The sequence below is a fragment of the Mesorhizobium sp. B2-2-4 genome (assembly GCF_006442375.1).
In the GTDB taxonomy this organism is placed as follows: domain Bacteria; phylum Pseudomonadota; class Alphaproteobacteria; order Rhizobiales; family Rhizobiaceae; genus Mesorhizobium.
Genome location: NZ_VFWB01000010.1, coordinates 85,878 through 98,391 on the forward strand (window position 1 = coordinate 85,878; position 12,514 = coordinate 98,391).

Here is a 12,514-nt window from a genome sequence, read left to right on the forward strand (position 1 = left end):
AGCCGTTTAGCGCTCTTGCTTGACCGGTCTCTAACAGCCGGCTTTTTCAGCCATGTTCCCATCGCGTTCCGGAGCATGCAAGGGAAAATCGGGGCAAAACCCCGTTGATCTCTGCGGGGCACAAAAAAGGACGGCGGCCATTGGCCGCCGTCCTTGGATGTCTGAATGCCTGGCGGTTCAGGCGCGCCGGGTCAACACGAAATTCTGGCCGGAGCCGCTGGTGCAGTTGAGCTGGCTGGTGGACACCAGCAAGCAGTTGAAGCTCACCGGAGTCTGCCGGATCAGCGAGGTACCGTGGATCTCGACCGAAGTGGCGCCGGTCATCGTATAGGTACCGTCGGACAGCTTCTGGCCGGTATCGGTCGCTACCGTGGTGAAGGTTCCGCCGGCAAAGGTCGAAAGACCGGTGCCCTTGGCGTCGATCCAGGAGCCTTCGACGCCCTTCGGCGCGGCCCCTATCGACGGCTCGTCGGGACCGCTGGTTGCACAAGCGGCCAGCCCCACCATCGTGGCCGCCGCAACACTCATCGAAAGAATCTTGCGCGCAATGGTCATGTAAAAATCCTCTCCTCGCCCGTCGGCCCGAAATCGGAAAACGACTTTCGGAAAGCACGGTGCATGCATCCAAGTTTCAAGAGCGTAGTTCATGCGTCCAGATGGACGCGGCTTGCTCCCGTCCGCATCCTTCAATCGCCCGATTTCCGGGCGATTGCAAGGCAGTGAGGCATGCTTGGCGCGACGCTATCGCACCAGGATGTTGCGGAATTGCCACGGGTCGTTCCGGTCGAGGTCCTCCGGAAACAGGCCGGGCCGATTATCGAGCGGCGTCCAGTCGGTATAATAGCCCTTCACCGGTCCGAGATATTGCGACTGCACGTCCAGACAGCGCTTGTAGTTCATCTCGTCGGCCTCGACGATGCCGGCCTCGGGGTTCTCCAGCGCCCAGACCATGCCGGCCAGAACCGCCGAGGTGACCTGCATGCCGGTGGCGTTCTGGTAAGGCGCCAGCTTGCGCGCTTCGGCGAGCGACAGTTGCGAGCCGTACCAGTAGGCGTTCTTGTCATGGCCGTAGAGCAGCACGCCGAGCTCGTCGACGCCGTCGACCAGTTCGTTTTCGTCCAGCACATGGTGTACCGGTTGCGCCTTGCCGGCGGCGCCGAACATTTCATGCAGCGACAGCACCGCGTCGTTGCAGGGATGATAGGCGTAGTGGCAGGTCGGGCGGTACTGAACCTTGCCCTTTTTGGAGCGCACGGTGAAGAAGTCGGCGATCGAGATCGCCTCATTGTGGGTCACCAGGAAGCCGTATTGCGCACCTGGCGTCGGGCACCACGAGCGCACGCGCGTGTTGGCGCCGGGCTGCTCCAGATAGATTGCAGCCTTGGAACCATGCTTGTGTTTCTTGCCGTTCTTGGGCATCCATTTCTCATGCGTGCCCCAGCCGAGTTCGGCGGGCTGCAGGCCCTCGGAAATGAAGCCCTCGACCGACCAGGTGTTCCAGAACACGTCCATCGGCTTCGGCTTCTTGGTGCGCTGGGTGTCGCGCTCGGCGATATGGATGCCCTTGACGCCCGCCTTCCTCATGAGCTTCGCCCAGCCCTCGCGGTCTTCCTGCGCGGGTTCCGAAAACTCGAGGCCGAGATCGGTGGCCAGGTTGACCAATGCCTGCTTGACGAACCACGAGACCATGCCTGGATTGGCGCCGCAGGTGGAGACCGCGGTCGCGCCGCCGGGCTTGTCGTGCTTTTCCTTGAGCAGCGACTCGCGCAACGCATAGTTGGTGCGGCTGGCATTGTCGGCCTCGGCATCGAAGTAGAAACCGAGCCATGGCTCGACGACCGTGTCGATGTAGAGCACGCCGAGCTTGCGGCAGAGCCGCATCAGATCCACCGAGCCGGTGTCGACCGACAGGTTGACGCAAAAACCCTGGCCGCCGCCATTGGTCAGAAGCGGGGTCAGGAGCTTCTTGTAATTCTTCTCGGTCACCGCATCCTGCATGAAGGTGATGCCACGCTCGTCGAGCAGCGCGCGATCGGTGCCGCGCGGGTCGATGACCGTCATGCGCGATTTGTCGAACTTGAAATGGCGCTCGATCAGCGGCAGCGTGCCCCGTCCGATCGAGCCGAAGCCGATCATCACCACAGGGCCGGTGATCTCACCGTAAACGGGCCAGTTTTCATTCGCCATTTTATCGAGCACTCCTTCAGACAGGTGCAAACCCGGGCATTCTCGCCCAACGGGCATGCGCTACATCACAGATCATTGTCATAAACCAGTGAAAAGCGCCAACCGCCGGTCAGGCGGCGTTCGCCATTTGGTTAAGGACGCCGACCAGCCGGTCGCGGTCTGATGTCAAGCCCTTGTAATCGAGCTGGGCGATGTCGAGCGCTTCGAGCTGGGCAGCGAAAGCCGGAGCCAGCGTCGCCCGGTCGGGGTGATGCGCCAACGCCGCCAGCGGGTCGAGATGAATGCGGATGGTGAACAGGATGTCGCCCGAGACGGGCAGTTTTCGAAGCGTCTGCCGCTCGATGCGGATGAAGGCGTGGGCATTGGCGTCGCCATCGGCAAATCGCGACGGGCGGCTGGCGGCGCGCTCGATTCGCTCGACATTGGACAGCGGGTGGTAGAGCGCATCGCCCGATTGAATCGACCAGTTGTAGCGCTCCACGGCCTGGCCCTGGAGGCCGTCGAACATGCGGTTGATCAGCTCGGCCGGCCGCGTGCCAGGGCCAAAACCCGGCACAGGCGCATGGATCTGCTGCAACGGCTTGCCGAATTTTTCGAGCAGCGACCAGGACGAGGGAAAGCAGAGCGAGCCGGCGGCGAGCCGCCAGCCGTCTTCGCCGCAGCGCATCAGGATCAGGTCTTCCTGGACGAGCAGCGAGGCCGCGACAAGCGGCGCCTTGGCGAAGTCGCCCTCGGGATTGCCGGCGGCGCCGATCACCTCGACCCCACCACTGGCACGCCGATGGGTCTCGGGAAATGCCCGCGGCAAGTGCGCTTCGAGCAGGTCGAGCACTTCGCGCTGGGCATCGCGCGTGCCGTCTTCCTCGACGAACACGGTGCCGGGCATTTCGGCATAGAGCCGCTGCTTCTCGGCGAGGAACGGCAGGAGATGTTCGTCGACTTCGATCCAGTCGGCCAGGGCAAGCGGCTTCAGCCCGATGGTGAACAGCTTGGACGAGCCATCATAGGGCGTGTGGGTGGGCAGCGATGTCATGCTTCAGATCAGTTTTGCCGGGATCAAGCCGCGCAGTGAATTGCCGACATAGAGCGCCCTGGCGGATTTCAAGTCGTCAAAGCTGTAGATCGCCTCGCGGGCGCGGCCTTCATCCAGAAGCGCGCCGCGCAATACGCCAGGCAGCAGCCCGCAATCGAGGCGGGGCGTCAAAAGCATGCCGTCGCCGAAATCGGCGAAGACATTGGTGATGGTGCCTTCGCACATCTCGCCACGTTCGTTGGCCAACAGCACTTCGTCGGCCTGGGTGATGAGGTATTCGGCACGGGCATGCGCGTAGACCTGCCGGTGGCTGGTCTTGTGGCGCAGCAGCATGTCGTTCGAATCGAGCCTCGTGCGCGCCAGCCGCAGCGTCCAGACCTTATCGGCGGCGAGCGGCTCATAGGACTGGACCGAGGCGGCCGCGTCGCCACTGCGCGCCAAAGCCAGGCGCGTGCGCAAGGCGTTGCGCGCGCCATCGACAGCCTTGCCCAACACGTCGCCGATCCTTTGCGGGTCGCAGGCAAAACCGAGTTCGGCCGCCGAACCATAGAGGCGCGCGAGATGCCGCTCGAAGCGCAGGAAGCCCATGGGCGGCTCCCAGCGCATGGTCTCGATCAATTCGAAACCGGCGGCGTTCCCGTCGCGAAGCGGGCTTTCAAGAGACACTCCTGATACTCCTCCTGCGCGGTTGAATCGAAGACGATGCCGCCGCCGACATTGTAGACGGCCTCGCCGCCGGGAAAGAGCGAGATGGTGCGGATCGCCACGGAAAAGCGCATCGTGCCGCCGGGCGCGATCCAGCCGATGGCGCCGCAATAGACATCGCGGGGCGTGCCTTCAAGGTCATGCAGGATCTCCATGGCGCGGATTTTCGGCGCGCCGGTGATGGAGCCGCAGGGAAACAGCGCGGCAAAAATCTGGCGGATCGTGAGGCCCGGCAGCAGCTTCGCCCTGACGTCGCTCACCATCTGGTGGACGGTCGGATAGGTCTCGATGCGGAACAGCTCTGGCACTTCCAGCGTACCGACCTCGCTGATCAGCGAGATGTCGTTGCGAAGCAGGTCGACGATCATCCGGTTCTCGGCCTGGTTCTTCTCATCATTGCGCAGGAAGGTTTTCTGGCGCTCGTCGTCGGCTTCCGTCGCACCACGCGGCGCCGTGCCTTTCATCGGATGGGTCTCGACCATGCCCTGGGCGTCGATCTCGAAGAACAGTTCGGGTGAGCGCGACAGCACGACCGGATCGCCAAGCGAAACCAGGGCACCATATTTCACCGGCTGGCGTTCGGTCAGCGCGTCGAAGGCGGCGAGCGGATCGCCCGACCATTGCGCATGCACCGGGAAGGTCAGGTTGCCCTGGTAGCAGTCGCCTTGCCTGATGTGCCGGTGCAGCCGCGAGAACCGCTTCTCGTAATCCTCGAACGACCATGTCGCCCTTGCATCGAAGATCGGGCCGTTGGTCGCCGCCGCCTTGCGGGGCGGCACCGGCTCTTGCACCGGCGCGTCAAAGACGCCCAGGCAGACCAGCGGGGCGCGGCGCCCGGCCGGCAGCAACGGAACCAGCTTCGGCTCCAGCAGGTAGCCCGCCTCGTACGAGAAGTAGCCGGCAAGCCACTTGCCGGCATCATGCGCGGCCTGGGCCGCCTGCAGCGCGGCCGAGAAATCCCGGGCCTCGTGCGCCGTGATGATGTCGTCCGGTCGGTCGAAAACGAGCTGGCGCGCGCTTTCGTCATTGCGGAAAATTGCGGCGGGCAGGGGCATGGAACTCGGCGCGTGGATCGATGAAGCCAATGATGGCTCTATATGGGGGGGCAGCCGCGCGCAATCGAGGGAGCGGCACCTTGCCACTTAAACCCGACCTGTCGCCCGATCCGTGGGCAGACCTTGCGGCCAAAAGCAAACCGGCGGCGCTTCGTTCGCGCCGCCGGCCGCAATCGTCGGATCTGCCCTGTCGCTCAGGTGTTGCTGGCGGTTCCAGCCGACGGAAACTGCCTGGCGAATTCCGCCTCGTTGCCGGCGGCGAGCAGCTTGGCCTGCTCGATCCAGCGCTCGCGCGCGATACGGCCGTCGAAATTCATGACGTCCTCGATCCGCTTGATATCAGCGGCTGTCCAGGCGGCGATCTGGGCAAAGCTGGTGACGCCTTGTGCCCTGAGCAGTTTCTCGTTGACCGGGCCGATACCGATCAGCCGGCGCAGATTGTCGGGTTTGCCGGAAGCCGCCTTGGCCGGCGCGGCCTTCGCCGGTGCCGCCTTCCTGGGCGCCACGCTGGCCTTGGGTGCCGCCTTGGCGGCAGCGGCCTTCGGCGCGCCGGTCTTCGCGGCGCTGGAAGCGGCCTTGGCCGCAGCCGGCTTCCTGGGCGCCGGCTTGGCCGCCGGAGCGGATTTGGCAGGGGTGGGCGTCGACATCAAGGCGGCCGGCGCCGGCGCCGCCGCCTTTGCCGGGCCGGAGCCGGTCGAGGCCTCGCGCAGCTGGCGCTCGAGATCGGCGCGGGTGCGCCCGCAGGCATCCAACTCGCCGGTCAGGCGATCGCTGTCGGCCCGCAGCCGGTCGCGCTCGCTGCGTGTGCGGTCGAGGTCGCCGCGCAAGCTGTCGAGCTCACCGCGCAGGCGTCCCCAGATGAACCAGCCAACCAGCACACCCACAAGGAACGCCAGGAGCATGTAGAAAAAAGTGCCCATTGTCTCTCTCTCCAGTCAGATCCGTCTGCCGCGGCATTGGACTTAATGACCTTCGGCGAAGGACTACTCGATGATGGTTCGGCCGCCTGCGGAACAGCCGGCCTCAGTCGAGCCGTCGGCGTCGGCTTTGCAAGCCATGGCCAATGGCCGTCGTCGCGTGCACCGGAACGCCGCGATCGGCTGAGACTTCCCCGCCCGACCCGCATGCTCCGGCTGAGCTTGGCGGGGAGGCTATCATAGAGCTTACGGAAAGCTATGGGAAAACTACGAAAGAGAGTTATTCAAGAACAGATATTTAGACCAAGAATAGTGTGGGCCCAATATGCATTCCGGCTAAACTGTTCTGAGCAGGTGGGGACGACGTACAGAAGACGCCTCAGTTGTCGAGCGCTTCCAGCTCGTCGATCAAGCCGCTGATCACGCCAAGCCCGATCTGCCAGAAGGCGGGATCGGTGGCATCGAGGCCGAAAGGCGCCAGAAGCTGCGAATGATGCTTGGTGCCGCCGGCGCGCAGCATCTCGAAATATTTGTCCTGGAAGCCGCGCTCGGCGTTCTGGTAGACCGCGTAGAGCGAGTTCACCAGACAGTCGCCGAACGCATAGGCGTAGACGTAGAAGGGCGAATGGATGAAGTGCGGGATGTAGGTCCAGAAGACTTCGTAGCCGTCGCGCAACTTTATCGCCGGGCCCAGACTTTCCGCCTGCACCTCCAGCCAGAATTGGCCGAGCCTGTCGGATGTCAGTTCGCCGTTGCGGCGCTCCGCATGCACCTTGCGCTCGAATTCGTAGAAGGCGATCTGGCGCACGACCGTGTTGATCATGTCCTCGACCTTCTGGGCGAGCATGGCCTTGCGCTCGCGCCTGTCGGTGGTCTGCTCGAGCAACGAGCGGAAGGTCAGCATCTCGCCGAAAACGGACGCCGTCTCGGCCAGCGTTAGCGGCGTCGAGGCCATCAGCGCGCCCTGGCCGCCGGCCAGCACCTGATGCACGCCATGGCCAAGCTCATGCGCCAGCGTCATCACATCGCGCGGCTTGCCCATGTAGTTGAGCAGTACGTAGGGGTGCGCCGAAGGCACGGTCGGATGGGCGAAGGCGCCGGGGGATTTGCCTGGGCGCACCGGCGCGTCGATCCAGTTGCGGTCGAAGAAAGTCCGCGCGATCTCGGCCATCTCGGGCGAGAAGCGCTGATAGGCGGACAGCACCGTGTTCCTGGCCTCGTCCCAGCCAATCACCGCCTGCGGCGTCTCCGGCAACGGCGCGTTGCGGTCCCAGTGGTTCATCACCTCCATGCCCAGCCAGCGCGCCTTCATCCGGTAATAGCGGTGTGACAGGCGCGGATAGGCCTCGCGCACCGCCGAAGCCAGCGCATCGACCACACCGCGCTCGACGCGGTTGGCGAGATGGCGTGAATCGGCAATGTCCTCGAAACCGCGCCAGCGGTCCGAGATTTCCTTGTCCTTGGCCAGCGTGTTGGTGACCAGCGTGAAGGTGCGCAAATTCCTCCGGAAGGTCTGGGCGAGCGCCTCGGAGGCGCGGCGTCGCACCTCGCCGTCGGCATCCTGCAATCGGTTCAGGGCCGGTTCCAGCGTCAGCTCCTCGCCGTCGACGTCGAAGCGCAGGTCCGTCATAGTCTCGTCGAACAGCCGGTTCCAGGCGCCGCGCCCGGTGATCGACTTCTCGTGGAACAGCTGCTCGACGCGATCCTCGAGCTGATAGGGCTTGTCCAGGCGCAGATCGAGCACCCAGGGCCGGTAATGACCGAAGGCGGGGTCGGCGGCGAGCGCGCCCTCGATGGCCGCGTCGTCGATCAGGTTCAGTTCGAGCGCGAAGAACAGAAGATGCGCGCTGGCGTCGGTCATCTTCTCCTGGATGTCGCCATAGAGCTTGGCGCGCTGCGGATCGGCGGTGTTGCCGGCGTAGATGAGGCCGGCATAGGAGACGATGCGGCCGATCAGCTCTTCCAGAGCCTCATAGGCGACAAGCGCCTCGCCCAGCCTGCCTGCGCTGCCGCGCTCGGCCTCGGCGGACAGCGTGCCCTTCCAGCGGCTCTCGAAGGCGACCGCATCGGCGGCGGCTTTCGCGATGTCGCGCTTCAGCTCCGGCGCCTCCATGCCCGCATAGAGGTCGGCAAGATTCCATTCCGGCAGATCGCCAAGCTCGGCGGCGCCCTGACCGGAAGCTGGCGCCGCAAGCCGCCGATCAAACATCACGCGCATCGACAATACCTTCTTTGAATCGAGTGGCCGGGCCCAGGGCCAGAATCAGGAGAACGGAGAAGCCGGTCAAATCCTAAGGAATTCGTTCACCGGGTTTTTTGAAACCTTATTTAGAACCCTGTGCCAAGATGGTCCATGGGGATATCAGGCGGGCGGCTCAAGACAGTCATGACAGGTTCCATACTCATAGTCGATGACGATCCCGTGCAGCGCCGGCTGCTCGAGGCGGCGGTGACGCGGTTCGGCCACACCGCAATCGTCGTCGACGGGGGCGCTGCCGGCCTCGACGCCCTCGACGGACCCGGCGCCCGCGACGTGTCGGTGGTCATCCTCGATCTGGTCATGCCTGATCTCGATGGCATCGGCGTGCTCAAGGCGATGCGCGAGCGCGGCATCACCATCCCGGTCATCGTGCAGACCGCCCAGGGCGGCATCGAGACCGTGGTTTCGGCGATGCGCCACGGCGCCTTCGACTTCGTCGTCAAGCCGGCCTCTCCCGACAGGCTGCAGGCCTCGATCGCCAACGCGCTCAAGGTTGAGGCTGTCGAAGGCGAGGTCAAGCGCACGTCGCGCCGGCGCGGCGGGCTGCTGACCTTCAGGGACATGATCACGCACAGTCCCGCCATGGACAAGGTGATCCGCCTCGGCCAGAAAGCGGCGGCATCCAACATCCCGATCCTGATCGAGGGCGAATCCGGCGTCGGCAAGGAACTGGTGGCGCGCGCCATACAAGGCAGCGGCGACCGCCGCTCGAAACCGTTCGTCACCGTCAATTGCGGCGCCATTCCCGACAATCTGGTCGAATCGATCCTGTTCGGCCATGAGAAGGGCTCGTTCACCGGAGCCACGGAGAAGCACACCGGCAAATTCGTCGAAGCGCATTCGGGCACGCTGTTTCTGGACGAGATCGGCGACCTGCCGCTCGACGTGCAGGTCAAGCTGCTGCGCGCCGTCCAGGATGGCGAGGTCGATCCGGTCGGCGGCCGCGCCACGGTCCGGGTCGACATCAGGCTGATTTCGGCGACGCACCGCAATCTCCTGCAGCAGGTCAAGGACGGCAAGTTCCGCGAGGACCTGTTCTACCGGCTCAACGTCTATCCGATCTATGTGCCGCCATTGCGCGACCGCCGCGACGACATTCCCGATCTGGTCGCACATTTCATGGAGAAGGTGGCTCCGGCAGACCCGCGCCATCGCCTGCGGGGCATTTCGGCGGCGGCGCTCGCCGTGCTCCAGGCCTATGACTGGCCCGGCAACATCCGGCAGCTGGAAAATGCCGTCTTCCGCGCCTCGGTGCTGTGCGAAGGCGATGTGCTCGGCGTCGAGGATTTCCCGCAAATCCGCGCCCAGGTGGAGGGCACGGTCCGTCTCGATGTGGACATCGCGCCGACCGGCCCGGCTTTGGCCGTAGAACCGCGCGATGAGCCGGCGCTGGCCGGCGAGGGCGTTTCGGCTGCCGAACCCGAATCGCCGACGCGGCTTCAGCCACGCTTCGGCACGCTGCGCGCGCTCGACGAGCGCGGCAATGTGCGCGCGCTGGCGGATGTCGAACTGGAGATGATCAAGCTCGCCATCGATCACTACAACGGCCAGATGAGCGAAGTCGCCCGCCGCCTCGGCATCGGCCGCTCGACGCTTTACCGCAAGCTCAAGGAATACGGCATCGATCCGGAAACCGGCAGGCTCGACCGGCTCGCTTCCTGAGGGCGCTATCGCGCACAGCCGCCCGATGTCCGGCCTGAGAGCGGTCGGCCCGAGTGCGGTCACGCAAGGCCGGGACCAGCTTGCGCTGCCATCATGTCGCCGGTGCATTGACTGGACCGGAGTGTGGCGCGCCGATGGCGACGTCCCCGACGGTCCCGTTCACGCATTAAGGCTAACGGTAACAGATCGTGTTTCGGCCAAACGAGGAATCATGATCTAAACCAGCGGTTTACCAAGAAACCTTGTGGACAATTTTTGGCGGGATATCGCCACGGTCTTACCGCATTTCGGCTTCAATAAGCGATGATTAACCATTAGGATCGATATTCGGATGTGACAACGACACGTCCGTTTGGGCAAATCCGGGGACAAACGGCAGCCTGCAAGGCCTTTTGATTTGAACAGAATCGAACGACACACAAACGGGCGGCACTATCATTTGAGCGTCTGGCCGAAGTGGCTGGCGGCCATGATTGTCGCATTTGGTTTTCTTGCCGCTGCCGCAACCGGCGCCAGGGCCGAAGTGCGTTCGCTGAAGCTCTACCACCTCCACACGCACGAGAAGGCGGAGATCGTCTACAAGCGCAACGGCCGTTACGATCAGGCCGGGCTGAGGAAGATCAACATCATCCTGCGCGACTGGCGCCGCAACGAGCCGACCAAGATGGACCCGCGCCTGCTGGACCTGGTCTGGGAAGCCTATCGGGAAAGCGGCGCCACCGACTATATCCAGGTGGTTTGCGGCTATCGCTCGCCGTCGACGAACTCGATGCTGCGCAGTCGCAGCAAGGGTGTCGCCGAGAAGAGCCAGCACATGCTCGGCAAGGCGATGGACTTCTACATTCCGGGCGTGCCGCTGAAGAAGCTGCGCAATATCGGGCTCAAGATGCAGGGCGGCGGCGTCGGCTACTATCCGAGATCCGGTTCGCCGTTCGTCCACATGGATGTCGGCAATGTGCGCCATTGGCCCGGCATCAGCCGACAGGAACTGGTGAGCCTGTTCCCGAACGGCAAGACGCTGCACGTGCCGAGCGACGGCCGGCCGCTGCCTGGCTTTGAGCAGGCGCTTGCCTCATACAAGGCACGCAAGGGCTCCGGCGGCGCCGCCATCGAGCTGGCCAGCGCCGGCGGTGGTTCCAAAAGGTCCGGCGGACTGCTGGCTGCCTTCTTCGGCGGCGGCGACGACGAGGCCGACGACAGCGCCGATGTCGCATCGGCAGAGCCGGCGCCGAAGCCGAGAAGCGTGAAGCCGGTACCGGCGAGCACCGCCAAGAGCGGCACCCTGCCGGGGATCGCGATCGTGGCGCCCGAGAACGCCAAGCGCGCCGAGATCCCGCAGGTCGCCGAGGAGCAGGCCCCGGAGCCGGAAAAGGATACGCCCGAGACGATCATCGCGGCGTTGCCGGCACGCAGCATCCCGCTGCCCGATTTCGCTCCGCGGCCGAAAGTCGACGTCGGCGCGCAGCCGCCTGAGAATGTTCCCTTCGGCATGGCGGATGCGACGGCCAGCACCGAACAGACCGTGGCAACCGTGCAGACGCCGGCGAATATGCCTTTCGGCAAGGCTGATCCCTCGGCGGTCGCCGCCGATGCAGCGCAGGTTGCCGCCAACAACATACCTTTGCCGACATGGCGCCCCGAACACACGTTGCCGGCGGTGCTGGCGCCTGCGCCCAGCAAGGATGTGCTGATGGCGCTGGCCGAGACGGCCGAGCGTGGCAAGACCGCGACCGATGCTTTCTCGGTGCTGCCGAGCGCGCGGCCGGATATGACCAATATCGATGCGGCCAAGGCCGATGCGGTCAAGCCCGATGCGGTCAAGGCCGTGCTCGACGAGGCCGAGGCGCTTCCCGTGCAGGCTGACTATTATCGGGTTGCGTCGTTGTCCGAGCCTCGTTCGGCTTTCAACGACCCGTCCGGCGTCGATGCCGCATCGCCGCGCGAGGCCGTCGTCGCCCGCGCTGCCGGTTCCGATCCGGTCGCCGCGATCGGCGCCGGCGTGAAGACGACCCGCAAGGAGGCCAGAGCCACCGCCCGCGACCTCAAACCCGGTCCCAAGGCCATCGTGGTTGCCGCCGCACCGCAGGCCGCCCGCTGGGCGCTGACCAGCGGCGAGAATGTCGCGACGGTTTCGAGCGCCACGACGGCGCCGGGCTACGCCTACAACGTGGTCCACACGCCGCCGAGCGAGGTCTACACGGCCGGCTTCCAGCAGGGCGACCAGATGGCGGATGCCAACCGTTTCACCGGCAATGCCGTAAAATTCCTGTCCGTCGCGCGCTTCCAGACGAAGTAAAGACCGGGCATTCCGAAAGCCGCGCCGGGCAACCGGCGCGGCTTTTCGTTGTCAGCCGGCTGTGTGCGGGCACAACCGGCATGCATGAAGCCGGCCCCGGCCCCGCGGGATCACGGGTGCCTGAACTTCTCGTGAAAAGGTAAAAGCTGCCTGTTTCCCGGCTAGAATGGCTGCGTTCCAACCCCGGGGATATTCATGAAGAAGATCCTGTTGGCATCCGTCCTGGCGCTGGTGGCGGCATCGGCGGCTTTTGCTCCCTCGCAAGCCGAAACCGTGATCATCAAAAATGGCAAGCATCACTGCCGGACCAAGATGGTCACGCATTGGAAGCATCGCCACAAGGCGGTCGAGAAGGTCAGGGTCTGCAACTGACCGCCAAGACACCACTGACTATCATGG

The 12,514-nt window shown here is 64.5% G+C and carries 10 protein-coding genes; 3 read left to right on the top strand and 7 right to left on the bottom strand.

Annotated elements, in window-relative coordinates:
- Positions 1-177: 177 nt before the first annotated feature.
- The 7 genes from FJ959_RS24085 to FJ959_RS24115 all read right to left on the bottom strand — a co-directional run bounded on the left by FJ959_RS24085 (position 178) and on the right by FJ959_RS24115 (position 8,115).
- Entirely contained in the window at positions 178-555 is a 378-nt protein-coding gene (locus tag FJ959_RS24085; RefSeq protein WP_140496275.1) for a hypothetical protein, read from the bottom strand.
- Positions 556-741: 186 nt separating this feature from the next.
- Positions 742-2,187 carry a homospermidine synthase gene (locus tag FJ959_RS24090; protein WP_140560308.1) on the bottom strand — a complete coding sequence of 482 codons (1,446 nt, stop codon included), beginning with the start codon at positions 2,185-2,187 and terminating at the stop codon, positions 742-744.
- Positions 2,188-2,296: 109 nt separating this feature from the next.
- A complete protein-coding gene (locus FJ959_RS24095) occupies positions 2,297-3,220 on the bottom strand; it encodes a DUF3445 domain-containing protein (RefSeq protein WP_140632505.1) in 924 nt (307 codons plus the stop codon).
- Positions 3,221-3,223: 3 nt separating this feature from the next.
- Positions 3,224-3,886 carry an aminotransferase class IV family protein gene (locus tag FJ959_RS24100; RefSeq protein WP_140632508.1) on the bottom strand — a complete coding sequence of 221 codons (663 nt, stop codon included), beginning with the start codon at positions 3,884-3,886 and terminating at the stop codon, positions 3,224-3,226.
- Positions 3,835-4,980 (bottom strand): aminodeoxychorismate synthase component I, encoded by a 1,146-nt coding sequence (locus FJ959_RS24105; RefSeq protein ID WP_140513676.1) that lies wholly within the window; start codon positions 4,978-4,980, stop codon positions 3,835-3,837. The genes FJ959_RS24100 and FJ959_RS24105 overlap by 52 nt, the downstream gene beginning before the upstream one ends.
- A gap of 194 nt (positions 4,981-5,174) precedes the next feature.
- On the bottom strand, positions 5,175-5,900 hold the full coding sequence (locus FJ959_RS24110) for a proton-conducting membrane transporter (RefSeq protein WP_140496270.1): 726 nt from the start codon (positions 5,898-5,900) through the stop codon (positions 5,175-5,177).
- A 376-nt stretch (positions 5,901-6,276) separates the two neighbouring features.
- Positions 6,277-8,115 (bottom strand): M3 family oligoendopeptidase, encoded by a 1,839-nt coding sequence (locus tag FJ959_RS24115; protein WP_181171971.1) that lies wholly within the window; start codon positions 8,113-8,115, stop codon positions 6,277-6,279.
- Positions 8,116-8,283: 168 nt separating this feature from the next.
- Here FJ959_RS24115 and FJ959_RS24120 point away from each other — a divergent pair, with 168 nt between their 5' ends.
- The 3 genes from FJ959_RS24120 (at position 8,284) to FJ959_RS31910 (ending at position 12,487) form a co-directional block, all read left to right on the top strand.
- Positions 8,284-9,819, top strand: a complete 1,536-nt coding sequence (locus FJ959_RS24120; protein ID WP_140522386.1) for a sigma-54 dependent transcriptional regulator — start codon at positions 8,284-8,286, stop codon at positions 9,817-9,819.
- A gap of 469 nt (positions 9,820-10,288) precedes the next feature.
- Positions 10,289-12,115: a DUF882 domain-containing protein gene (locus tag FJ959_RS24125; RefSeq protein WP_181171642.1), complete on the top strand. Its 1,827-nt coding sequence runs from the start codon at positions 10,289-10,291 to the stop codon at positions 12,113-12,115.
- A 195-nt stretch (positions 12,116-12,310) separates the two neighbouring features.
- Positions 12,311-12,487 (top strand): hypothetical protein, encoded by a 177-nt coding sequence (locus tag FJ959_RS31910; RefSeq protein ID WP_181165230.1) that lies wholly within the window; start codon positions 12,311-12,313, stop codon positions 12,485-12,487.
- The last annotated feature ends 27 nt before the right edge of the window (positions 12,488-12,514 follow it).

What these genes read in the sequence shown, in the direction of transcription:
- FJ959_RS24085 (WP_140496275.1), bottom strand. Translation starts at nt 555, where the DNA reads ATGACCATTGCGCGCAAGATTCTTTCGATGAGTGTTGCGGCGGCCACG.
- FJ959_RS24090 (WP_140560308.1), bottom strand. Translation starts at nt 2,187, where the DNA reads ATGGCGAATGAAAACTGGCCCGTTTACGGTGAGATCACCGGCCCTGTG.
- FJ959_RS24095 (WP_140632505.1), bottom strand. Translation starts at nt 3,220, where the DNA reads ATGACATCGCTGCCCACCCACACGCCCTATGATGGCTCGTCCAAGCTG.
- FJ959_RS24105 (WP_140513676.1), bottom strand. Translation starts at nt 4,980, where the DNA reads ATGCCCCTGCCCGCCGCAATTTTCCGCAATGACGAAAGCGCGCGCCAG.
- FJ959_RS24110 (WP_140496270.1), bottom strand. Translation starts at nt 5,900, where the DNA reads ATGGGCACTTTTTTCTACATGCTCCTGGCGTTCCTTGTGGGTGTGCTG.
- FJ959_RS24115 (WP_181171971.1), bottom strand. Translation starts at nt 8,115, where the DNA reads ATGCGCGTGATGTTTGATCGGCGGCTTGCGGCGCCAGCTTCCGGTCAG.
- FJ959_RS24120 (WP_140522386.1), top strand. Translation starts at nt 8,284, where the DNA reads ATGACAGGTTCCATACTCATAGTCGATGACGATCCCGTGCAGCGCCGG.
- FJ959_RS24125 (WP_181171642.1), top strand. Translation starts at nt 10,289, where the DNA reads ATGATTGTCGCATTTGGTTTTCTTGCCGCTGCCGCAACCGGCGCCAGG.
- FJ959_RS31910 (WP_181165230.1), top strand. Translation starts at nt 12,311, where the DNA reads ATGAAGAAGATCCTGTTGGCATCCGTCCTGGCGCTGGTGGCGGCATCG.